We start from the raw sequence: 19,273 nt of genomic DNA, 5'->3' as shown, positions 1-19,273 counted from the left end.
CGGTATCACGCTGATACCATCAACCGATAGCATAGGAGTGGTAACGCTTGGTAATCAAACCTGATCGCCGCCGAGGCGGCGCAGGCGGGCCACCGCCTCGTCGATGACCTCGTCCCGCTTGCAGAAGGCGAACCGCAGGAAGTGACGACCCCGTGCGGGGTGGTCGTAGAAGACCTGGGTCGGGATGGCCACCACCCCCGCCAGCTCGGGCAGCCGCCGGGCCAGCTCCAGACCGTCGTCGAAGCCGAGCGGCCGTATGTCGGTCTGCACGAAATAGGTGCCGGCCGGCCGGAGCACGTCGAAGCCGGCCTTCGCCAGGCCCGTCACGAGGCGGTCCCGCTTGGCCTGCAGGGCCGCCCGCTGGGCCGCGACCCACTCCATCTCCTCCCGCAGGGCGTACGCGACCGCGGCCTGCCAGGGGGCGTTCGCGGTGAAGGTGAGGAACTGCTTGACCGCCTGCACGGCGCCCGCGAGCGGCGCCGGAGCGCACACCCAGCCGGTCTTCCAGCCGGTCACGCTGAAGGTCTTGCCCGCTGAGGAGATCATGACCGTGCGCTCGCGCATGCCGGGCAGCGTGGCGAGCGGAACGTGCTCGACGCCGTCGAAGGCGAGGTGCTCGTACACCTCGTCGGTCACCGCGATCAGGTCGTGCTCCAGGCAGACCCGGGCGACGCACTCCAGCTCCTCGCGGGTGAACACGGTCCCGGTCGGGTTGTGCGGCGAGTTCACCAGGATCGCCCGGGTGCGGGGCGTGATCGCCGCCTCCAGCTCGGCCGGATCGAAGGTGAACCGCCCCGCGTCGACACGCAGCGTGACCGCCCTGCGCACGGCTCCCGCGAGCGCGACGGCCGCGGCGTAGGAGTCGTAGTAGGGCTCGAAGACGACCACCTCGTCGCCCGGTTCGCAGAGCGCGAGGATCGCCGCGGCGATGGCCTCGGTGGCGCCGACGGTGACGAGGACCTCCCCGTCTGGGTCGTAGGCGAGGCCGTACCACTGCTTGCGGTGCTCGGCGACCGCCTGCCTCAGCTCGGGGAGGCCCGGCCCGGGCGGGTACTGGTTGAGACCGCTCCGCACGGCCTCGACCGCCCGCTCCAGCATGCGCTCCGGCCCATCGGTGTCCGGGAAGCCCTGGCCCAGGTTGATCGAGCCCGTCTCCACGGCCAGCTTCGTCATCGTGGCGAACACGGTCGTGCCGAACTCCCGCATCCGCCGCACCAGCGGCTCGCTCACGGCCCTCACCCTATCCGGGGCCACGGAGGGCGCGGGGCTCGCCGAGGCCGCCGCCCGCCTTCCCCTGCCCGGAATTCCCGGCGGAAGTGACGCGCTGCCGGGTCTCCGTCCGTCCGCCCTGGGCCAGAGGCGCTGGAACCGCGATCGAACGACTTGCCATGATGGGGCACGAGCGGGCGCTGCGGGGCGTGGCCGCCGACGGGTGGACCCGCGCCTCGACGCGCGCTGACGAAGGGACTGGCGGGTGAGCGTGGCGGCAGGCAGGATCCGGCGGGTCGACGCGCTGCGTGGGTTCGCCGTGTGCGGGATCATGCTGGTCAACGCCTGGCAGCAGAGGGTGCAGCAGGGGCCGACCTCGCTGGACTGGGTGATGGAGAACCTGTTCCAGAGCCGCTTCTACCCGATGTTCGCGTTCCTGTTCGGTTTGTCCTTCGCGCTGTTCCTGCGCTCCGCACGGCTGCGCACGCGGCGCCCGCGCGTCGTCATGCTGCGGCGCCTGGCCGTGCTCGCGGCGCTGGGCGCGGCGCACATCCTGATCGACCCCGGCGAGGTGCTGTTGCCGTACGCGCTGCTGGGGGTGGTCGTCCTGCTGCCGGCGAGCTTCCTTCCCCGGGCGGCCGTGCTGCTGGTGGGCTGCGGCGTCCTGGTCGCCGCCGTGCTCGACCCCCATCCGTACGTGCTGATCACCGCGCTGTTCCTGCTCGGCCTGGCCGCCGCCCCGGAGGCGGAGCCGAGGAGGGGGGCCGGGCGCCTTGGAGGGGCTGACGGATTGGGCGGCGGGCCCTTCCTGGGCGTCGTGTGCGGGGCGGCGGCCCTGCTCGCGGCCGGGCTGGCCTGGTGGTGGAACCACGCGCCGCCCGGCGGCGGGGTCTACCAGGCGGCGGCGCTGTGCGCCGCGGTGGCGTACGCGACGGCGTTCCTGCTGCTCGCCCGTCATACGGCGGTGTTCGAGGCGCTGGGCCGGATGACGCTGACCAACTACGTGACGGGCACGACGGTGATCGTGGTGGCGATGCCGCTTCTGAAGGCCGACGGCACGGGAGCCGCCGTCGTGGTGCTCGCCGTCGTCACCGTCGCCGCGCAGGCGGTCTTCTGCAGGTGGTGGCTCGCCCGGCACCGGTACGGCCCGCTGGAGTGGGTGTGGCGCACGCTTACCTGGTGGGGCACCTCGCGGGGCACCTGGTGGGGTGTGGCGGCGACCGGGCAGACTGTGATCCGTGACCCGCGTAGCGCTGTGCCAGATCCCCGTCGACCACGACCCGGAGACCAACCTCTCGACCGTGCGTGACGCCCTCGCACGGGCGCGGGGGGCGGACCTCGCCGTGTTCCCCGAGGCGACGCTCGCCCGGTTCGGCCCGGGGATCCTCGAGACCGCCCAGCCGCTGGACGGCCCGTTCGTCACCGGCCTGGCCGAGGCCGCGCGCGAGCACGGTACGGCCGTCATCGCCGGCGTCTTCGAGCCCGCCGCGGACGGCAGGGTCTGGAACACGGCCGTCGCCCTGCGGGAGGACGGCTCGCTCGCCGCGGCCTACCGGAAGATCCACCTGTTCGACTCCTTCGGCGCGAAGGAATCGAAGCTGGTCGCGCCGGGGGACGCGCCGGCGGTCGTGGAGCTGGCCGGGCTCAGGATCGGCCTGATCACCTGCTACGACGTCCGCTTCCCCGAACTGGCCCGCGCGCTGGTCGACCAGGGCGCGGACACGTTCGCGGTGATCGCCGCCTGGGGCTCGGGGCCGCTGAAGGAGGACCACTGGACGACCCTCGTCAGGGCCAGGGCGATCGAGAACACCACCTTGACCATCGCGGTCGGTCAAGCGCCCAATCCCGCCATACCGGACGGGTTCGGTGTGGGCCGCAGCATGCTCGTCGATCCGATGGGCGTCGCCCGGCATGACCTGGGCACCGGCCCCGGCGTGCTGATCGCGGAGATCGACGCGGCGTGGACGGAGACCGCGCGCGCCACCCTCCCCTCGCTCGAACACCGCCGGCTCGGAGTCCACAGATCGTAAACTTGGCCCCATGAGCGAGCCGGGACGCAGGACGCGGATGCAGAAGGTGGTTCCGCCGCGGCTGCTCGTGCCGTACCTGTCGGGCCGTCGCACGATCATCTCCGGCTACGTGTACCGCGTGCAGGACTGCGACCGCCTCACCACCCCCGCCGCGCTCGTCGAGGCCCTCGACCTGTGCTTCGACGGATCGGAGCTGACGCCGGACGTGCCCGAGCTGTACATCATGCGCTGGGACGCGCGGGACATCGACACCTACGTCGTCCCGTACGGCCCGCACATGGGCGGTGATTGGAGCGATGCACCGCCCTTCACCGGGAACGGCTTCACCGCCTCGCGCGAGCAGGTGGTGCCGCAGTTCCACACGATGCCCATGCCGATCCCCGCGGGCGCGGAGATCGTCCACCTCACCGCGGCCGGTGAGCGTCCCTACGCCGGGTACGACGGCCTGACCTGGCGGCCGGCGCGATGAGCGAGATCGAGCCGGTCGGCCTGGGATTCGTCGCCCGCTACCGCGACCGGGACTACGCCGCCGCGGTCGGGCCCGGCGGCGACGACGTCGTGCTGTTCAGCGAGACGCCGCAGGAGGGGTTCACCTCCGCGGGCGGCTACTGGCGGCTGCGGGTGAGCCGCGGCGCGCTGGAGCGGCTGACCCTGCTGCGCACGGTCGGGGCGTTCGGCGGTGAGCCGTGCCTCGTGCTTGACGAGGACGACGGCGGCGACGGCGGGGAGGGCGGCCTGCACATCGCCTACACCGGCCACAACGGACTGAAGGCCGAGGCGCTCGGCTACTGGCTGGTGGACCATGGCGCCTACGAGGTGGTCGTGCCCCGCGACGAGGTCCACGCGATCCGGGTGGAGCGCGTGCCCGTGCCGCTCACTCCTGACCGGGCGGACGGTCACGAGAGTCCTTGAGGACCCGGATTCTCGGGAGCCCGGCGACCGGCGTCGGGGCCGGTGGGCGGGTGTGACGAGGCGGCCGGTTCAGGAGCCGAGCGACCGGTAGCGGGCGAAGCGGGCCGCCGTCCGCTCCCCCGCGGGGCGGTCCAGCAGGCCCGCGATCTCGTGTTCGAGCGTGCGGCCGACCCTGCGGCAGAACTCCTCCGGCTCGTACGCCGCGTCCGGCCGTTCCGGCACGATCCTGTCCACGATGCCGTCCCGCCGCAGGTCGGCGGCGCGTACGCCCTGTGCGGCGGCGATCTCCGGGGCGAAGTCGACGGTCCGGTACAGCAACGCCGACGCGCCCTCCGGCGGGAGCGGCGACAGCCAGGCGTGCTGCGCGCAGACGACCCGGTCGGCCGGGAGCAGGGCCAGCGCGGCGCCGCCCGCGCCCTCCCCCAGCAGCAGGCACACGGTCGGCGCGTCGAGCATGACGAGGTCGGCCAGGCAGCGGGCGATCTCGGCGGCCAGGCCGCCCTCCTCTGCCGCCTTCGACAGCTCCGCCCCGCCGGTGTCGACGACCGTCACCAGCGGCAGGCGCAGTTCGCCGGCCAGGCGCATGCCGCGCCTGGCCACCCGCAGCCCGGCCGGGCCGAGCGTGCTGCCCGCCCGCTGCCGCCGCCGGTCCTGGCCGAGGACGACGGCGGGCGCGGCGCCGAATCTGGCCAGCGCCAGCAGGAGGCCGGGGTCGCGCTCCCCCGTGCCGGTGCCGTGCAGCGGGGTCACGTCCCGCGCGCCGTATCTGAGCAGGTCGCGCACGCCGGGGCGGTCGTCGCGGCGCGAGCGGGTGATGGCCTCCCACGCCGGTGCCGGTTCGGCCGCCTCCTCGGGTTCCTGGCCGGGGTTCAGGCCCGCGCGCGGGGCGCAGAGCACGGCCAGCGCCCGGATGGCGATCTCCCGCGCGTCCTCGGCCGAGACCACGGCGTCGACCAGCCCATGGGCGTAGAGGTTCTCCGCGACCTGGACTCCCTGAGGGAACGGGTAGCCGTGCAGCGACTCGAACACCCGAGGCCCGAGGAAGCCGATGAGCGCGCCCGGCTCAGCGGCCGTCACATGCCCGAGCGAGCCCCACGAAGCGAACACCCCGCCCGTCGTGGGATGGCGCAGATAGACGACGTACGGCAGGCCGGCGGCGCGGTGGGCGGCGACCGCCGCGGTGATCTTCACCATCTGGGTGAAGGCCAGCGCGCCCTCCTGCATGCGGGTGCCGCCGCTGGCGGGGGCGGCGAGCAGCGGCAGGCGCTCGGCGGTGGCCCGTTCGACGGCCCGGACGAGCCGCTCGGCCGCCGCCACCCCGATCGAGCCGGCCAGGAAGGAGAACTCGCAGGCGACGACGACCACCCGGCGTCCGTCGAGCGTGCCCTCACCGGTGACGACCGACTCGTCGTACCCCGTCCCGGCCCGGACGCGGGCGAGTTCGGCGGCGTACTCCGACCCGGGCGCGGCCCGGTCCCGCGGAGGCTCGTCCCACGACTTCCACGAGTGCGCGTCGAGCACTCGCGCGATCAGCGTCCGCGCGTCCGGCCTGCCCACGTCGCCTTCGCTCATGGCGAGCGCCGCTCCCGTTCGGCCAGCCAGTCGAGCACGGCGTCGTTGTCCTGGCCCAGGCCCGGAGGCGCGGCATGCCCGTCATCCGAGGCTCGGCCGTCGAACCGCAGCGGCGGGCCGGGCAGCTCGATCGGGCCGAGCACGGGATGGTCGACGGTGACGAGCAGGCCCTGTGACCGCACCTGGTCCCAGGCGTACACCTCGTCGATCGACCGGATCGCGCCCGCGGGCACGCCGATCTCCCCCAGCGCCGCGAGCCAGTGCTCGCGGTCGTGCGCCGCCAGCGCCTTCTCCATCTCGGCGATCAGCTCTTCCCGATGGGCGAACCTATCCCTGTTCGTCGCATATTTCGGCATTTCGGGATCGATGTCCAGTAGCTGGGCGACCTTGCGCCACTGCCCGTCGTTGGCCACCGCGATCTGGATCATGCCGTCGGCGCAGCGGAAGGCGCCGTACGGGGCGATGGAGGCGTGGTGGTTGCCGCCCGCCTTCGGCACCGCGCCACCGACGGTCCAGGCGGTGCCGTGGTAGGAGTGCACACCCACGACCGACGCCAGCAGGGACGTCCTGACGACCGTCCCGCGACCGGTGCGCTCGCGCTCGTACAGTGCCGCGACCACGCCGTAAGCGCCGTGGATGCCCGCGAGCAGGTCGGCGATCGAGGCTCCGACCCGGTACGGCTCGTCCGGCGAAGGACCGGTCAGCGACATCAGCCCGGCCTCCCCCTGGGCGATCTGGTCGTAGCCCGGCCGGCCGCCCTCGGGACCGTCGTGGCCGAATCCGGTGATGGACAGGATCACCAGCCGGGGATTGAGCACGTGCAGGCGCTCGGCGGAGAACCCGAGGCGGTCGAGCACGCCGGTGCGGAAGTTCTCCACCAGCACGTCGCTCTGCCGTACGAGCCGCTCGATCAGGTCGCGGCCCTCCTCGGACTTCATGTCCACCGTGAGCGACCGCTTGTTGCGGTTGGCCGCGAGAAAGTACGTGGATATGTCGTGATCCGGGCCTACGAAGGGCGGGCCCCATCCGCGCGACTCGTCCCCCGACGGGTGCTCCACCTTGATCACGTCGGCGCCCAGGTCGCCGAGCATCTGCGCACAGTGCGGCCCGGCGAGGGCCCGGGACAGATCGAGGACGACGATGCCGCTGAGAGGTCCCTGCACGGCCAGCCTCCACGGGGGTCGCTAAGGAGAACGTCCTTCGGTCTCCACCGGAAAGCCTGCCAGGTCACCCCGCAGACGCGACAGCCCGGTCTGTGCTCCCGGCCGCCCGTACGGCCCGGCGCCCCCGGGCCGCCCCCCACCCCGGGCTGCGTCAGCGATGCGTGCGATGGCCGCGCCACTGGTCCATCAGCCGGCGCAGCCGCTGCTGGTTCTGCGGATCACGCGCCGCGGTCTTGGCCTTCTCGACGTTCTCCCGGCCCTTGGGGCTCTGCAGGTAGTCCCTGATGCGCTGGACGATAGATGCCATTTATAACTCACCATCCCGTTTGTGCCGTTACTGGACGGCTACCCACGGACACCGCCGCCAATCACCGGTGCCGGGGGCGCGCGGGACGGTACGGTGAAGACCGGGGACGACGTGCGGTGTCGGTACGCGACCTGGGGGCGAGACGTGGGATCGGATGCACCGGGCACGGGGCCGTTGTCTCCGGACTTCAGCGGCATATCCCCAGGGCCCATGGATCGTTTCGTCAAGGAACTGGAGCACGCCCGCGGGGTAATCGGGGAACGCGCCGAGGCCGTCCGGCGGGTGTTCGCCGCGAGGGGACTGCCCGCCGCGTCCCTGAGCCCCATCGGCGAGGTCGAACGGTGGATCGACGAACGGCTGCCCGACCTGCGCCGCCGCCACCGGATGGCCGTGAGCCTCTCCCACGCGCCCAGCTGGTCGCCGGGCTCGCTGGTGCCGTACGACGAGAAGAACCTCCTCGGGTCGGCCGAGGCCCGGCGGCTGGGCGGCGCACTCGCCGCGGCGTACAAGGACGTCGATCCGGACGCCCCGTTCGACTTCCACCTCGTGGACAAGTACCGCAAGCTCGTCGAGGACCTGGCCGCGCACGCCGACGACTCCGAGTTCGCCGCCGCCTTCTTCGCCGGCATCGGCGTACGCCGGACCGTCGAACTGCCCCGGCGGCTGCGCCAGGTGCTGCAGGAAAACGTGGACGAGGCCGTGCGGACCGCGAGCCGGGCGTTCGGCTCGGCGGTGAGCGGAAGGTCCGCGGTCCCCGGCTTCGCGGCCGTCGCCGCCGCCGTGCGCACCAGGGCGGACGACGAGGAGGACCGAAGGGACATCGGCGACCTGCTGTCGGCGGGGCGACTGCCCACCGAGTGGCTGGCCGAGGTGGTGGCCACACAGGTGTTCCTCCCCGGGGAGACGACACGCGGCGAGACGCTGACGCCGTACCTCGAGGCGCTGGCCGCCGATCCCGCGGCGGCGCGGCTCGCGATCGCGCTGGCGACCAGGAACAGTCCGCTGCCGAGGGACGCCGCCGCCCGCCTGCTCACGCGCCCGGGTCTCGGCTCGCGTGACCGGCGGCCCGACCTGGTGACGTTCCTGCGGGATCTGAACGAGCGCGCGGCCGTGGACGCCACGTCCGCCGACGCGTTCGGGCGGATGCTCGCCGCCGCGTCCGGCGCGTACGACGAGAAGGACGGAGCCCACAGTGACGTCGCGGCGCGGTTCGCCTTCGCCGTCGTCACCGGGACCTCGGGGTTCCGCTTCGCCCCGCCCACGCGCGTCCACCTCGCCGAGATCGCGGGCGCGTACGCCACCGAGATGACCGAGGGCGCGAACCTCGGCGACTCCAACCAGCTGCTGCCCAGCGCGTTCGGCCCGGTCGAGTCGCGCGTGCCGGGACTGTCACCGGCGTTCCGGCTGAGCCCGGAGGACACCTACCGGTTCCTGCTCACCTTCGCCGGCAGCGAGTCCGACCGCAGGCCCTTCGATCAGGGCATGGGGGATCTCGCCAAGCGCCTCGTCGGCGTGAACGTGCCGCCGATGCTCAAGGCGGCAGACCCCTCTCGCCTGGACGACCTCTTCGCCGCGCTGGGCAACGTCCGCGGCTTCGAACTCGCCGCCGCGGAAAAACACCTCAAGGCTCTCGACGACGTCGCGGAACGGAACGACATCGCGGACGACATGGCCTGGGACGTCAGCCAGCTGGTGCTCGGCAAGGCCCTGCCGCAGGGGGAACTGTTGTGGCTGATGCTCGACCAGAGCCGTGGCCTGCTGAACAACATCAGCCCCAGTGAGGAGACGAACGTCGAGCGACTGCGCGACAGCGACGACGCCGAAACCCTGGGCCGACAGCACACCGTGGCCGGGCTTCTCCTCGGCGCCGGGTTCCCCGCGGCCGTATCGCCCAAGGACTACCAGGCCACCTGCCCGCCCGGTGTCGCCATCGCGGACGGCGAGGGCAACCTCCGCCCCTTCGCCGCCATAGCTCAGTCAGGCAACCAGGGCCTGCGAGCCCTCGACCAATGGTTCATCGCCAACGGCCTCGGCGGCAGAGACGATCTTTCACTGGGCGAAGAGTCGAAGAAGTTGAGCGATATCTTCGAGGGACGAAAGAACAACGGCAGATCTCGCGCGGCAACACTTGGCTGATCTCACGCGGCAGGAAGACACCTGGTCTCTCCACTGACTGCGTAAATGCCATTGCCAGGCGCGTCAAGCACCAGTTGGGTTCGCGTCGAGTCATTCACGACATGAACCGGTTTGGACAGAGAACCGGCGTCAACCACCTTGTAGGTGGCTACTCGTTCCACAGCGCCGAGCAGCGCGGCTCGGATGTTCTCGGGGCTCGTTCTGGGTGCGATATCTTCCCCTGTCGCCGCGAAGGTTTGCTTGGCTTTGCCGTCGCCGCAGGGGATGTTCTTGCCGCCGGGGTCGGTGATGGTCACGTTCTGGGCGTTACGCTCCTTCAGTAGTTGAAGGACGTGCTTTTTTAGGGTTTGGCCTGCTTGCGCTGCTGTGGGGGAATCTTCTGATGTGCAGGCGGTTGAGGTGAGAAGCGCCAGCAGGAGCGCGGCAGCGATGGGGCGTAGCCGTACGGAAAAGGGCGCGCCGGGCATCGAGTCCGCCTCCGTGTCTCGCCGGAACCATATCCGGCCACATAATCTCAGGGAGTAGCACGCTACGACCACCTGTCTTTTCTGCCGCTGTAAACGGGAGCCCGAAACGTGCCCACGGACGACGACCTGGTGCCGAATCCGAAGTACGACGACCTGCGGGCCGCGCTCGAGACGGTTCGGGAGCACGTTCACGTCCTGGAGACGGCCCTGGACCGGGCCTGCGCCCAGTTCGGCGGTGAACCGGTATGGGTGGGCCCGGCGGCTCGCGCCTTCGCCGAAGAACTCAACGGCCGCCGGGCGCGGATGAGGAGCGCCGTTCAGCACGTGATCGCCGAGCTCGAGGCGGAGCTGCGCGCCACACCCGCCAGGGTCTCCCGTTCCGCCGCGATGAGCGGCTGAGGCCGGCGGCACGTCAGACGGTGTCCACCTCCGCGTGCGGAAGGCCGCCGGAGAGTTCGGGGTACCCCGGGCCGCGGTCGAAGAAGGCGGCGGGACGCGTCTCGCGCAGCCGCTCCCGCAGGCGCTCGGTCGCCTCCGCGTCCACGACGACCTCGTCGACGGCTCCGGCCTCGTGTAACACGGACAGCACGACGCCGTAGTCCTCGCGCGCGCCCTCGGGCGACACCTTCCCGTCGCGGACGTCGGCGGCCACCCTCTCCGCCGGCCGGTCGTAGGGCGAGCCCCAGCCGCCTCCGCCGGTCGTGCGGATGCGGATGACCTGCCCGGCGCGTACGGGGAAGTCGTCGACCAGGCCCTCCATCTCCACGCCGTCCACTGTGACCTGGAAGGGACGGCCCGCACGGCCGCCGTTGACCCCCCAGCACGACAGGATCGAGCGGTCGGCGATCGACATGAAGGAGGCGTCCCGCAGCATGCGGATGTGCTTGTCGTAGCCGAGGCCGCCGCGGAACTCCCCCGGCCCGCCGCTGTCCACGGCCAGGCCCAGCCGCTCGACCCGGAACGGCCAGCGTGCCTCGGCGAACTCCACCGGGATGTTGCGGCTGTCGGGCACCACGTGGATGGTGTCCTCCCCGTCGGCGTACCAGCGCCCGCCCGAGCCGCCGCCGAGCACCTCGCGCATGAGGTAGGGCCCGTCGTCCGACTCGCCGTACACGCCGGTGTAGCGGATGGTCTCCTGGTCGGCGGGCATGCGGCCGCCGGTCGCCTTGGCGAGCACGCCCGCCAGCACGCCGAGCAGGCGCAGGATCACGAACGTACGGGCGTTGGTGGGCGCGGGGAAGATCGGCGTCAGCAGGGTGCCCTTCTCCGGGAAGACCATCCTGATCAGCGGCACGACGCCCTCGTTGACGTCGAGCTCGGCCATCCGCTCAGGCGTGTCGGCGAGGTTGCGCAGGATCGGCGCCAGCCACTTCTTCAGGAAGACGCCGTCGGCGTAGTCGCCGGCGTGGTTGATCGGTCCCTTGGCCTGAGGCGAGGTGCCGGTGAAGTCGATGGTCAGCGGGGTGTCCGCCGCGTGGTCGACGGTGAGAGTGATCCGCTGGATGTGCAGGCGCGGCTCGTCCACGCCGTCGTGCTCGGCGTAGTCCTCCCAGATGTGCACACCCTCGGGGATCTTCGCGAGCAGCTCGCGGCGGAACGTCTCGGTCGTCTTGTCGATGATCGCGTCGAAGCACGCCTCGATCGCCTCCCGGCCGTACCGGTCGAACAGCTCGCCGAGCCGCCGGGCGCCCATGAGGCAGGCCGAGCACTCCGCGTCGAGGTCCCCCGCCAGCGAATCGGGCATCCGGGAGTTGCGCGTCATGATGGTGAGCGCGGCGCGGTTGGGCACGCCCTGGTCCCAGAGCTTGATGGGCGGGACCATCAGGCCCTCCTCGAACGCGCTGCGCGCGTGCGACGGCATCGATCCCGGCACCGCGCCGCCGATGTCGTCGTGGTGGCCGAACGCCTGGACGAACGCGACGACGTCGCCCCCGTGGAAGACCGGCACCGTCACGCACAGGTCGGGCAGGTGGCCGATGCCGCCCTCCGAGAGGTAGACGTCGTTGTGGAAGAAGACGTCGCCGGGCCGCATGGTGCCGATGGGGAAGTCGCGGACGATCGGCTGCACCAGCGCCGAATAGGAGCGGCCGGTCAGCTTGCGCAGCCGCGCGTCGTGGATGCCCGCGCGGAAGTCGTGGGCGTCGCGGATCATCGGCGAGCGGGCGGTGCGGGCGATCGCGGTCTCCACCTCCATCTCCACGGAGGCGAGCGTGCCCTCCACGATCTCCACGAGCACGGGGTCGACGTTCCTATCGGTCATCGCTCACCACCACGAGGTTGCCGTAGTCGTCCATGGTCGCCGTGAAGCCGGGGTGCACCGGCAGGGTCGAGCCGTACTCCTCGATCACGGCCGGGCCGCGCACGGCGGCTCCCGCGCCGAGGTCGGCCCGGCGGTAGATCACGGTCCGGCCCCACTGGTCGTAGTACACGTCGCGGGTCGCGACCGGGCTCGGCTCGTCCTCCTGATGGGGCCTGCGCGCGATCTTCGGCCGGTTGATCGGGCCGATGCCGGACACCCGGAGGTTGACCCACTCGACGGCGTGGCGGGGGTCGTCGCGGTAGCCGTACCCGTAGAGCCTCTCGTGCTCGGCGTGGAAGCGCTCGGCGATCACGGCGAGCCACGCCTCGTCCACCGGGCCGTCGGGGGCCGGCACCCGCACCTCGTACGCCTGGCCGTAGTAACGCAGGTCGGCGCTGCGCGCGTACACGTGCTGGGCGAATCCCTCGCGGTCGAGCGCGGCCGCCGCCTGGGCCTCCAGGTCGGCGAGGATCTCGCCGAGCGCATCCGGGGAGGGGTCGCGGGCGACGTGCGTGCGCACGTAGTCGTTCTTCACGTCGACCGTGAGCAGGCCGAACGCGGACACGTTCCCGGGGTCGGGCGGGACGATCGCGGCCCGCAGCCCGAGGATGTCGATGAGGCGGCAGGCCAGCAGCGGCCCGGAGCCGCCGAAGGCGACCATCGGGAAGTCCCGCACGTCGAGGCCGCGCTGGACCGTGATCTGCCTGATCGCGTTCGACTGGTTGAACGCGCTGATCTCCAGGATCCCGGTGGCGCAGCGTTCCGGGGTCAGCCCCAGACGGCCCGCCAGCGCCTCGACGCCCGCCCGCGCGGCGGCGACGTCGAGGGGGATCTCGCCGCCGAGCAGATGCGGGGGCACCCGCCCGAGGAAGACGTGCGCGTCGGTCACCGTCACCTCGGTGCCGCCCCTGCCGTAGCAGATCGGCCCGGGGTCCGCGCCCGCCGACCTCGGGCCGACCTTCAGCGTCCCCTCGGGGGAGATCCAGGCGATGGATCCGCCGCCCGCCCCGACCGTGACGATGTCGATCATCGGGATCTTGCACGGGTAGCGGCCGATGCTGCCCTCGGTCGTCAGCGACGGCTCTCCGTCCACCACGACGGCCACGTCGGTCGAGGTGCCGCCGCCGTCGAGGGTGATGGCGCTCGGGTGCCCGGCGGTCCCCGCGATCAGCGCCGCGCCGAGCGCCCCCGCAGCCGGGCCGGACAGCACGGTCGTGATCGGCTGGTGCACCACCTCGGCCGCCGACAGCACGCCGCCGTTGCTCTTCATGACGGAAAACGGCCGGCCGAGCCGCTCCGACAGGTTCTCGATGTACCGCCGCATGATCGGCTTGACCGCCGCGTCCACCAGGGTGGTCACCGACCGCTCGTACTCCCGGTACTCCCGCAGCACGTCGCTCGACAGCGACACGACCGCCTCGGGGTGCTCGCGCTCCAGCACCTCGCGCATCCGCCGTTCGTGCCCGGGGTCGGCGTAGGAGTGCAGGAAGCACACCCCGATCGCGGTGACGCCCCGCTCCCTGAACCACCGCGCGACGTCCGCGGCCTGCTCCTCGTCGAACGGCCGGACCTCACGGCCGAGGTGGTCGAGCCGTCCCCCGACGGTCCGCACCCGGTGGACGGGCACGATCCGCGGCGGCTTGACCCAGAAGTAGGAGTTGCCGTACCCGTCCGGCACGCTCTGCCGGGCGATCTCCAGGACGGACTCGAAGCCCTCCGTGGTGACGAAGCCCAGATGAGAGGTGCCGTCCGGGCGGTCCTCCAGCAACTGGTTGGTGGCGACGGTGGTGCCGTGGACGAGGGCGGACACGGCATCGAGGGCGCGGGACCCCGCGTGGGCCTCGAGCACCTTGTGAACGCCTGCCATGAACCCGTCGGCCGGGTTGGCAGGAGTCGAGGGAGTCTTGGTCGTGACGATCTGGCCGGACTCCTCGTCGACGAGCACGACGTCGGTGAAGGTGCCGCCTGTGTCGACCCCGATGCGGACGCTGGACATGCTCCGTGTCTACCGATCGCCGCCGATCGGAAGAACCGGCGCACTCTGCCGAAGAATCGCCGTCCTGTCGTCAGACCCTGCCCGGACGGGTGACTTACACCGCGCAGGTGCCGTCGTCGCAGTCCTCGCCGGCCGGCACGCGTACGGCCCTCTCCTCGGCCGTACGCGCCTCGACCTCCCGCAGGGCGGCCACGAGCGTCTCGACGGGCTGCGCGCCCGAGACGGCGAACTTCTCCTCGAACAGGAACAGCGGGACGGCGCGGACGCCGAGCGCACGGGCGCGGGCCAGCTCAGCGCGCACCTCGTCCGCCCCCTCGCCCGTGTCCTCGACTCCCGCCTCGGCGGCCAGGGCGGCCAGCGTGGCGGGGTCGCCGACGTCGAGGCCGTCGGTGAAGTGCGCCCGGAAGAGCCGGTCGGCCATGTCCGCGTCGCGCCCCGCGCGGCCGGCCAGCCGGATCAGCCGGTGCGCCTCGAACGTGTTGGCGGCGACCGCCCGGTCGAAATGGAGCTCCAGCCCGTCCTGCGCCGCCACGCCCGTGACGTGGCCGGTCATCTGCGCCACCCGGGCGGCACCGCCGAACTTGCGCTCCAGCGCGCGCAGCAGCGGCTCACCCCCGGAGACCCCGTCCGGGTCGAGCTGGAACGGACGGTGGGCGACCTCGACGTCCCCCTCGTAGAGGCGCACGGCCTCCCGGAGACGGTGGTGACCGATGTAGCACCAGGGACACACGACATCGGAGAAGATCTCGACTTTCACGACATGTCCCAACCAGCGCCTCCGGCGGCCGATTCCCCGCCGGCGGCGTTTACCGGGACTGGCAGGGGCGGCCACAGCCTCACGTCAACCGGCTGGGCGCGGCATTTCCCGGCCCGCACCAGGACCGGGAGCAGGCCCGCGCCGGCCGGTTGCGGCGGGGCCGGTGCGTCTAGTTCGCTGTGGCGCATGTCACCCCGCGGGAAACTCGTTGTCGCTCTGCTCTCGGCCGTCCTGGTCGCGTCGTGCGCCGGACCCGGAGAGGGGCGCCGTACGGTGCACGCGTCGTCGGACACCCCTCGGCCGCAGTCGCCGGCCCGGCGTACGCCCACGCCCGGACAGCCGGCCGCCCGGCCGGCGTCCCCGCTCCTGCCCGCCCCCACCATGGCGGGACCGTGGCGGCCGGTGCGCGTCCTGCCGGCGGCGGAACCTCGGACGTTCAGCGGCGTGGCGATGCGAGCGGACGGGAGCGCCTGGGCCGTCGGCGCGGGCGTCGACAACGAGGCCTGGGTGGGACGGTTCACCGTACGCGGCTGGAAGCGGGTGCCCCTGACCGGTGTGGAGGGCGCTGGGCGCGCCGTGGTGGTGGACCAGGAGGATCACCTGTGGGTCTTCACCGGCGCCCCCGATTACGCGCCGGACATGTCCCGATCCTCCGCCGCGCGGTGGGACGGCCGATCCTGGCGGATCACCGATCTCGGCGGCGGCCTCGGCATCACCCGGGCACGGGCGATCGGCCCGGAGGTGTGGTTCCTGGCGCGGAAGGCCGACGTGGGCCAGACTGACGCCACCGTCGTCGAGCGCCGGCGGCCCGATGGCCGCTGGACGGACACGCACATGCCGATCCGGGCCGAGTCGATCGACGGGCGCACCCCCTCGGACGTGTGGGCGGTGGGCCGGGACACGGCCACCCGTCAGCCCGCCGCGGCGAGGTGGAACGGCCGCGCCTGGACCAGGGTGGCCCTTCCCCACCTGCCGTTGGTGGAGGGGTTGAGCGCCCTCTTCTGGGACGTCCTCGCACGCGACACGAGGGACGTGTGGGCGGTCGGGGGCGTCTTCAACGACACCGGCGAGGAGCAGCCCGCACAATGGCTGATCGGCCACTGGGACGGCCGCGAGTGGTCCATGGACGTCATCCGCGACGACGAGCTCGACGGGACCGGTCTCACCGAGATCGTGGACGACGGGAGGCACGGCGCGTGGATCGAGGCGCAGTGGGGCACCCGGCTCCTCCACATGGACCGGCACGGCCGCATCACCCTTCGCCAGCGCCTGGAGGACGGCAAGTGCGAGGGGGGTGACGTCACGGCCCTGGTCTCCCGGCCCGGGACGCCGGGGCTGCGGGCGGTCGGGACCCGTTCCTCCTGCAAGGCCGGCGGGGTTCACAGAGCGACCGTCTACCGCGCCGCCGCCTGATCCGCGCGGCCCGCCCGCGGCGTACGCCGGGCCCCGGTCTTGCGGCCACGAACTCGCAGCCGTATATTCGTAGACGAATAAGCGAGCAGGAGGGTGATCGTCGATGGCGAAGCGGCGCAAGGTGGCGAACCTGCTGGCGTTGGCGGTGCTCTCCGCGCTCGCGCATCGGCCGATGCACCCCTACGAGATGGCGGCGGCCCTGCGCGGCTGGAACAAAGAGCACGACATGGGGATCAAGTGGGGGTCTCTCTACACGGTCGTCGGCAACCTGGCCAAGCATGGGCTGATCCAGGAACTGGAGAGCGGTCGCCAGGGGCGCCGCCCGGAGCGGACCGTCTACCGGATCACCGAGGCGGGCCGGGAGGAGCTGGTCGACTGGACCCGGGAGCTGCTCCGCGTCCCCCACACGGAGTTCCCGTGGTTTCGCGCCGGCCTGTCGGTCATGGCGGTGCTCCCCCCGGACGACGTGGCCGGGCTGCTCACCGATCGGCTCGCGGCGATCAGGAAGGGGATCGCCGGGCTGGAGGAGCTCTATGAACGTGACAGCGCGCAGGTGCCGCGTCTTTTCCTCATCGAGACGGAGTACGACCTGGCGATACTCAAGGCGGAAGAGGGCTGGATCGGCGCCCTGCTCGACGAGCTGACCGCGGGCACCTTCCCCGGCCTGCCGGAGTGGCGGGCCTTCCACGAGGCCGGCGGACTGCCGGCCGAGATGAAGGAACTCGCGGAAAAGAACATCACCGACATTTAGCCCTGGTGGCGGTGCTGCAACACCGCCACCAGGAGAACCTTCGAACCGGCATGTGGTGGCCCGAAGATGCAACGAATCGAGAATAACGGGTCTCCTCCCATGACGGTTCGGCGAGCACGTCAATCGACAGGAGGAGAAATGAAGAACGTCGCGATAATCGGCGGCGGCATCGCCGGCCCGGTCACCGCGCTGGCGCTGCGCAGGGCGGGCATCGACGCCACCATCTACGAGGCGTACCCGACCAGCGCCGACGGCGTCGGCGGATCGCTCGTCCTCGCCCCCAACGGCATGGCGGCGCTGGAAATCGTCGGTGCGGCCGACGCGGTGCGGGCGGCCGGGCAGCCCGGCACCCGCTCGGTGATGACGCTCGGCAGCCGCACACGCCTGGAGCTGCCCAGGCTGTCCCAGGTCGGACCGCTGCACATGGTCCGGCGCGCCGACCTCTACCGGGCGCTGCACGACGAGGCCGTGAAGCAGGGCGTCAACGTCGAGTACGGCAGACGGCTCACCGGGGTCGAGGGCACCACGGCGGTCTTCGACGACGGCAGCCGGGCCCGGTTCGACGTCCTGGTCGGCGCCGACGGCGTCCACTCCACCGTTCGCCGGCTCATCGATCCGGACGCGCCCGGCCCGAAGTGGACCGGGATGCTCGGCCTGGAAGGCGTGTCCTCCTACGAGGTGCCCGAAGACCCGGAGACGACGGTCTTCGCCTTCGGCAGGCGCGGCTACTACCTCTACTGGCTCAACGCGGCAGGCGGCAGCACCTGGGGCGTCAACCTGCCCTACCACCGCCCCCTGTCCCTCACCCAGGCCCGCGAGGTGCCGCGCGAGGAGTGGATGCGCATCCTGTGTGAGAAGTACGGCGAGGACGTGCCCGGCGGTGATCTGCTCCGTCACACCCCGGTGACATCGATGCAGGTGACGGGGGCCCTCTACATCATGCCCAGCGTCCCGCACTGGTATCGGGATCGGATGGTCCTGGTCGGCGACGCCGTCCACGCGCCGTCGAACAGCTCGGGGCAGGGCGCGTCGCTCTCCATCGAGAGCGCCGTCGAGCTCGCCCGCTGCCTGCGGGACATCGAGGACGTACCGCGGGCGTTCGCCACGTACGAGCGGCTCCGCCGCACCCGGGTGGAGAAGGTGGCGGCACGCACCTACAAGATCAACAGCGCTAAGACGCCGGGTCCGGTCATGCAGAAGCTGATGCCGCTTCTCATGCCGCTGATGTTGAAGACGTTCCTGAATCCGGACAAGACCGTGGGCCCGGAGCAGCGCTACCGCATCGACTGGGACACACCCGTCGGCGCCCTCTCCTAGAACCCGCAGCCGGAAGCCGGACCACGGACGGGCCGGTTCCGCCGCGGCGGAACCGGCCTGTCCGTGGAGTCACGGGACGTCGGTGGTCGCGACGCCTGCCGTACCCGCGGCGGCGCGTGTCCCACCTGCGCGGGCGTGTCCTGCCTGGGGCGGCGCGCGTCCTACCTGCGGCGGCCTTGGCGGCCGAGGAGCCAGCCGATGACGGCGCTGCCGAGCGCCACCCCGGCGCCGGCGCCGAACGCCGCGAGCATCGTCCAGGCCGGCACACCCTGGCGGGGCGCGGCCGGGACCTCTCGCGTGAACACCCGCGGCGCGGCCTCCCCGGTCACGGCCGCCGCCACCGCCGCACGCCCGTCGCCGGCCGCCGCCACCGGCACGACCTCGGCGACGGCGGGTTCCACGGATCCGGCGGGGACGGACAGCAGGTGCCGCTCGACGGCGGAGAAGAACTCCCCCGCGGTCTTCTTGGCGACCGAGGCGAGCATCCGCTGCCCCACGCCGCCGATCATGCCGCCGACGACGGCCTCGGCGTCGTAGTCGATCCGGGTGCCGCCTCCGGCGTCGCTGAGCCGTACGGCCACGGTCGCCTCGACCGTGCCGGGGGCGCCCTGGCCGCGTGCGCCGAGCGTGAACCGGTCCGGCTCCTCCTGGTCGCGCAGCGCCACCTCGCCCTGGTAGACGCCCTTGATCGAGGCGACCCCCGCGGTCACCGTCATCGCGTACACGTTCTCGCCGATCGTCTCCAGGCGCTCGCAGCCGGGGATCGTCCGAACCAGGACGCCGGGGTCCTGGAGGGCGTCCCAGACCCGCTTGCGCTCCGCCGCGACCAGCGCGCTGCCTGAGACCTTCATGGGCCACCTCCGATGCCGAGCACCCTAGAGAATCACCCGTACGGCGAGAACGGCAAGATCTGCCCCGGCACGGCGCCGCGGTCGTGCAGAGTT

18 protein-coding genes are annotated in these 19,273 nt (G+C 72.1%); 9 read left to right on the top strand and 9 right to left on the bottom strand.

What is annotated here, in order from left to right:
* Positions 1 to 54 precede the first annotated feature (54 nt).
* On the bottom strand, positions 55 to 1,230 hold the full coding sequence (locus QSK36_RS02905) for a pyridoxal phosphate-dependent aminotransferase (RefSeq protein WP_285781233.1): 1,176 nt from the start codon (positions 1,228 to 1,230) through the stop codon (positions 55 to 57).
* A gap of 244 nt (positions 1,231 to 1,474) precedes the next feature.
* On the opposite strand from QSK36_RS02905, the gene QSK36_RS02900 reads away from it, so the two are divergent.
* The 4 genes from QSK36_RS02900 to QSK36_RS02885 are packed head-to-tail and all read left to right on the top strand — an operon-like array spanning position 1,475 to position 4,151.
* Positions 1,475 to 2,518 carry a DUF418 domain-containing protein gene (locus QSK36_RS02900; RefSeq protein WP_285781232.1) on the top strand — a complete coding sequence of 348 codons (1,044 nt, stop codon included), beginning with the start codon at positions 1,475 to 1,477 and terminating at the stop codon, positions 2,516 to 2,518.
* Positions 2,448 to 3,239, top strand: a complete 792-nt coding sequence (locus tag QSK36_RS02895; protein ID WP_285781231.1) for a carbon-nitrogen hydrolase family protein — start codon at positions 2,448 to 2,450, stop codon at positions 3,237 to 3,239. Before QSK36_RS02900 ends, QSK36_RS02895 begins: the two co-directional genes overlap by 71 nt.
* 10 nt (positions 3,240 to 3,249) lie before the next feature.
* Positions 3,250 to 3,708, top strand: a complete 459-nt coding sequence (locus tag QSK36_RS02890; protein ID WP_285781230.1) for a hypothetical protein — start codon at positions 3,250 to 3,252, stop codon at positions 3,706 to 3,708.
* Entirely contained in the window at positions 3,705 to 4,151 is a 447-nt protein-coding gene (locus tag QSK36_RS02885) for a hypothetical protein (RefSeq protein WP_285781229.1), read from the top strand. The genes QSK36_RS02890 and QSK36_RS02885 overlap by 4 nt, the downstream gene beginning before the upstream one ends.
* A gap of 69 nt (positions 4,152 to 4,220) precedes the next feature.
* Here QSK36_RS02885 and QSK36_RS02880 read toward each other — a convergent pair whose 3' ends face one another.
* From QSK36_RS02880 to QSK36_RS02870, 3 genes are all read right to left on the bottom strand, one after another.
* The gene (locus QSK36_RS02880; protein WP_285781228.1) at positions 4,221 to 5,723 is read right to left on the bottom strand and encodes a carboxyl transferase domain-containing protein; all 1,503 of its coding nucleotides are present in this window, start codon (positions 5,721 to 5,723) and stop codon (positions 4,221 to 4,223) included.
* Positions 5,720 to 6,886: a CaiB/BaiF CoA transferase family protein gene (locus tag QSK36_RS02875; RefSeq protein ID WP_285781227.1), complete on the bottom strand. Its 1,167-nt coding sequence runs from the start codon at positions 6,884 to 6,886 to the stop codon at positions 5,720 to 5,722. The genes QSK36_RS02880 and QSK36_RS02875 overlap by 4 nt, the downstream gene beginning before the upstream one ends.
* Positions 6,887 to 7,037: 151 nt before the next feature.
* The gene (locus tag QSK36_RS02870; protein ID WP_161628001.1) at positions 7,038 to 7,193 is read right to left on the bottom strand and encodes a hypothetical protein; all 156 of its coding nucleotides are present in this window, start codon (positions 7,191 to 7,193) and stop codon (positions 7,038 to 7,040) included.
* Positions 7,194 to 7,403: 210 nt separating this feature from the next.
* Between QSK36_RS02870 and QSK36_RS02865 the strand changes: the two genes are divergently transcribed.
* Complete coding sequence (locus QSK36_RS02865; protein ID WP_285781226.1) at positions 7,404 to 9,329, top strand: hypothetical protein; 1,926 nt, start codon at positions 7,404 to 7,406, stop codon at positions 9,327 to 9,329.
* Between the two features lie 2 nt (positions 9,330 to 9,331).
* Here the strand turns inward: QSK36_RS02865 and QSK36_RS02860 are convergent, their stop codons facing one another.
* Entirely contained in the window at positions 9,332 to 9,796 is a 465-nt protein-coding gene (locus QSK36_RS02860; protein ID WP_285781225.1) for a hypothetical protein, read from the bottom strand.
* A 108-nt stretch (positions 9,797 to 9,904) separates the two neighbouring features.
* Between QSK36_RS02860 and QSK36_RS02855 the strand changes: the two genes are divergently transcribed.
* A complete protein-coding gene (locus QSK36_RS02855) occupies positions 9,905 to 10,195 on the top strand; it encodes a hypothetical protein (protein WP_183536440.1) in 291 nt (96 codons plus the stop codon).
* A 13-nt stretch (positions 10,196 to 10,208) separates the two neighbouring features.
* On the opposite strand, the gene QSK36_RS02850 is transcribed toward QSK36_RS02855, so the two are convergent.
* The 3 genes from QSK36_RS02850 to QSK36_RS02840 all read right to left on the bottom strand — a co-directional run bounded on the left by QSK36_RS02850 (position 10,209) and on the right by QSK36_RS02840 (position 14,848).
* On the bottom strand, positions 10,209 to 12,056 hold the full coding sequence (locus QSK36_RS02850) for a hydantoinase B/oxoprolinase family protein (RefSeq protein ID WP_285781224.1): 1,848 nt from the start codon (positions 12,054 to 12,056) through the stop codon (positions 10,209 to 10,211).
* Positions 12,046 to 14,091: a hydantoinase/oxoprolinase family protein gene (locus tag QSK36_RS02845; protein ID WP_285781223.1), complete on the bottom strand. Its 2,046-nt coding sequence runs from the start codon at positions 14,089 to 14,091 to the stop codon at positions 12,046 to 12,048. The genes QSK36_RS02850 and QSK36_RS02845 overlap by 11 nt, the downstream gene beginning before the upstream one ends.
* A 94-nt stretch (positions 14,092 to 14,185) precedes the next feature.
* Entirely contained in the window at positions 14,186 to 14,848 is a 663-nt protein-coding gene (locus tag QSK36_RS02840) for a DsbA family oxidoreductase (protein ID WP_182903189.1), read from the bottom strand.
* A gap of 186 nt (positions 14,849 to 15,034) precedes the next feature.
* On the opposite strand from QSK36_RS02840, the gene QSK36_RS02835 reads away from it, so the two are divergent.
* From QSK36_RS02835 to QSK36_RS02825, 3 genes are all read left to right on the top strand, one after another.
* Complete coding sequence (locus QSK36_RS02835; RefSeq protein ID WP_285781222.1) at positions 15,035 to 16,261, top strand: hypothetical protein; 1,227 nt, start codon at positions 15,035 to 15,037, stop codon at positions 16,259 to 16,261.
* A gap of 103 nt (positions 16,262 to 16,364) precedes the next feature.
* On the top strand, positions 16,365 to 17,012 hold the full coding sequence (locus tag QSK36_RS02830; protein WP_139574751.1) for a PadR family transcriptional regulator: 648 nt from the start codon (positions 16,365 to 16,367) through the stop codon (positions 17,010 to 17,012).
* Between the two features lie 138 nt (positions 17,013 to 17,150).
* Complete coding sequence (locus QSK36_RS02825) at positions 17,151 to 18,329, top strand: FAD-dependent oxidoreductase (RefSeq protein WP_285781221.1); 1,179 nt, start codon at positions 17,151 to 17,153, stop codon at positions 18,327 to 18,329.
* 161 nt (positions 18,330 to 18,490) lie between these two features.
* Here the strand turns inward: QSK36_RS02825 and QSK36_RS02820 are convergent, their stop codons facing one another.
* Positions 18,491 to 19,180: an SRPBCC family protein gene (locus QSK36_RS02820; RefSeq protein ID WP_285781220.1), complete on the bottom strand. Its 690-nt coding sequence runs from the start codon at positions 19,178 to 19,180 to the stop codon at positions 18,491 to 18,493.
* Positions 19,181 to 19,273 lie beyond the last annotated feature (93 nt).

This window comes from Microbispora sp. NBRC 16548, assembly GCF_030268985.1.
GTDB lineage: Bacteria > Actinomycetota > Actinomycetes > Streptosporangiales > Streptosporangiaceae > Microbispora > Microbispora catharanthi.
The sequence above is the reverse complement of the archived record's forward strand: the minus strand, read 5'-3'. Positions and strand labels throughout refer to the sequence as shown.

Bases quoted from the DNA above. Each gene is read 5' to 3' on its own strand.
- QSK36_RS02850 (WP_285781224.1), bottom strand. From the start codon at position 12,056: ATGACCGATAGGAACGTCGACCCCGTGCTCGTGGAGATCGTGGAGGGC.
- QSK36_RS02880 (WP_285781228.1), bottom strand. From the start codon at position 5,723: ATGAGCGAAGGCGACGTGGGCAGGCCGGACGCGCGGACGCTGATCGCG.
- QSK36_RS02825 (WP_285781221.1), top strand. From the start codon at position 17,151: ATGAAGAACGTCGCGATAATCGGCGGCGGCATCGCCGGCCCGGTCACC.
- QSK36_RS02835 (WP_285781222.1), top strand. From the start codon at position 15,035: ATGTCACCCCGCGGGAAACTCGTTGTCGCTCTGCTCTCGGCCGTCCTG.
- QSK36_RS02865 (WP_285781226.1), top strand. From the start codon at position 7,404: ATGGATCGTTTCGTCAAGGAACTGGAGCACGCCCGCGGGGTAATCGGG.
- QSK36_RS02870 (WP_161628001.1), bottom strand. From the start codon at position 7,193: ATGGCATCTATCGTCCAGCGCATCAGGGACTACCTGCAGAGCCCCAAG.
- QSK36_RS02860 (WP_285781225.1), bottom strand. From the start codon at position 9,796: ATGCCCGGCGCGCCCTTTTCCGTACGGCTACGCCCCATCGCTGCCGCG.
- QSK36_RS02820 (WP_285781220.1), bottom strand. From the start codon at position 19,180: ATGAAGGTCTCAGGCAGCGCGCTGGTCGCGGCGGAGCGCAAGCGGGTC.
- QSK36_RS02890 (WP_285781230.1), top strand. From the start codon at position 3,250: ATGAGCGAGCCGGGACGCAGGACGCGGATGCAGAAGGTGGTTCCGCCG.
- QSK36_RS02885 (WP_285781229.1), top strand. From the start codon at position 3,705: ATGAGCGAGATCGAGCCGGTCGGCCTGGGATTCGTCGCCCGCTACCGC.
- QSK36_RS02830 (WP_139574751.1), top strand. From the start codon at position 16,365: ATGGCGAAGCGGCGCAAGGTGGCGAACCTGCTGGCGTTGGCGGTGCTC.
- QSK36_RS02845 (WP_285781223.1), bottom strand. From the start codon at position 14,091: ATGTCCAGCGTCCGCATCGGGGTCGACACAGGCGGCACCTTCACCGAC.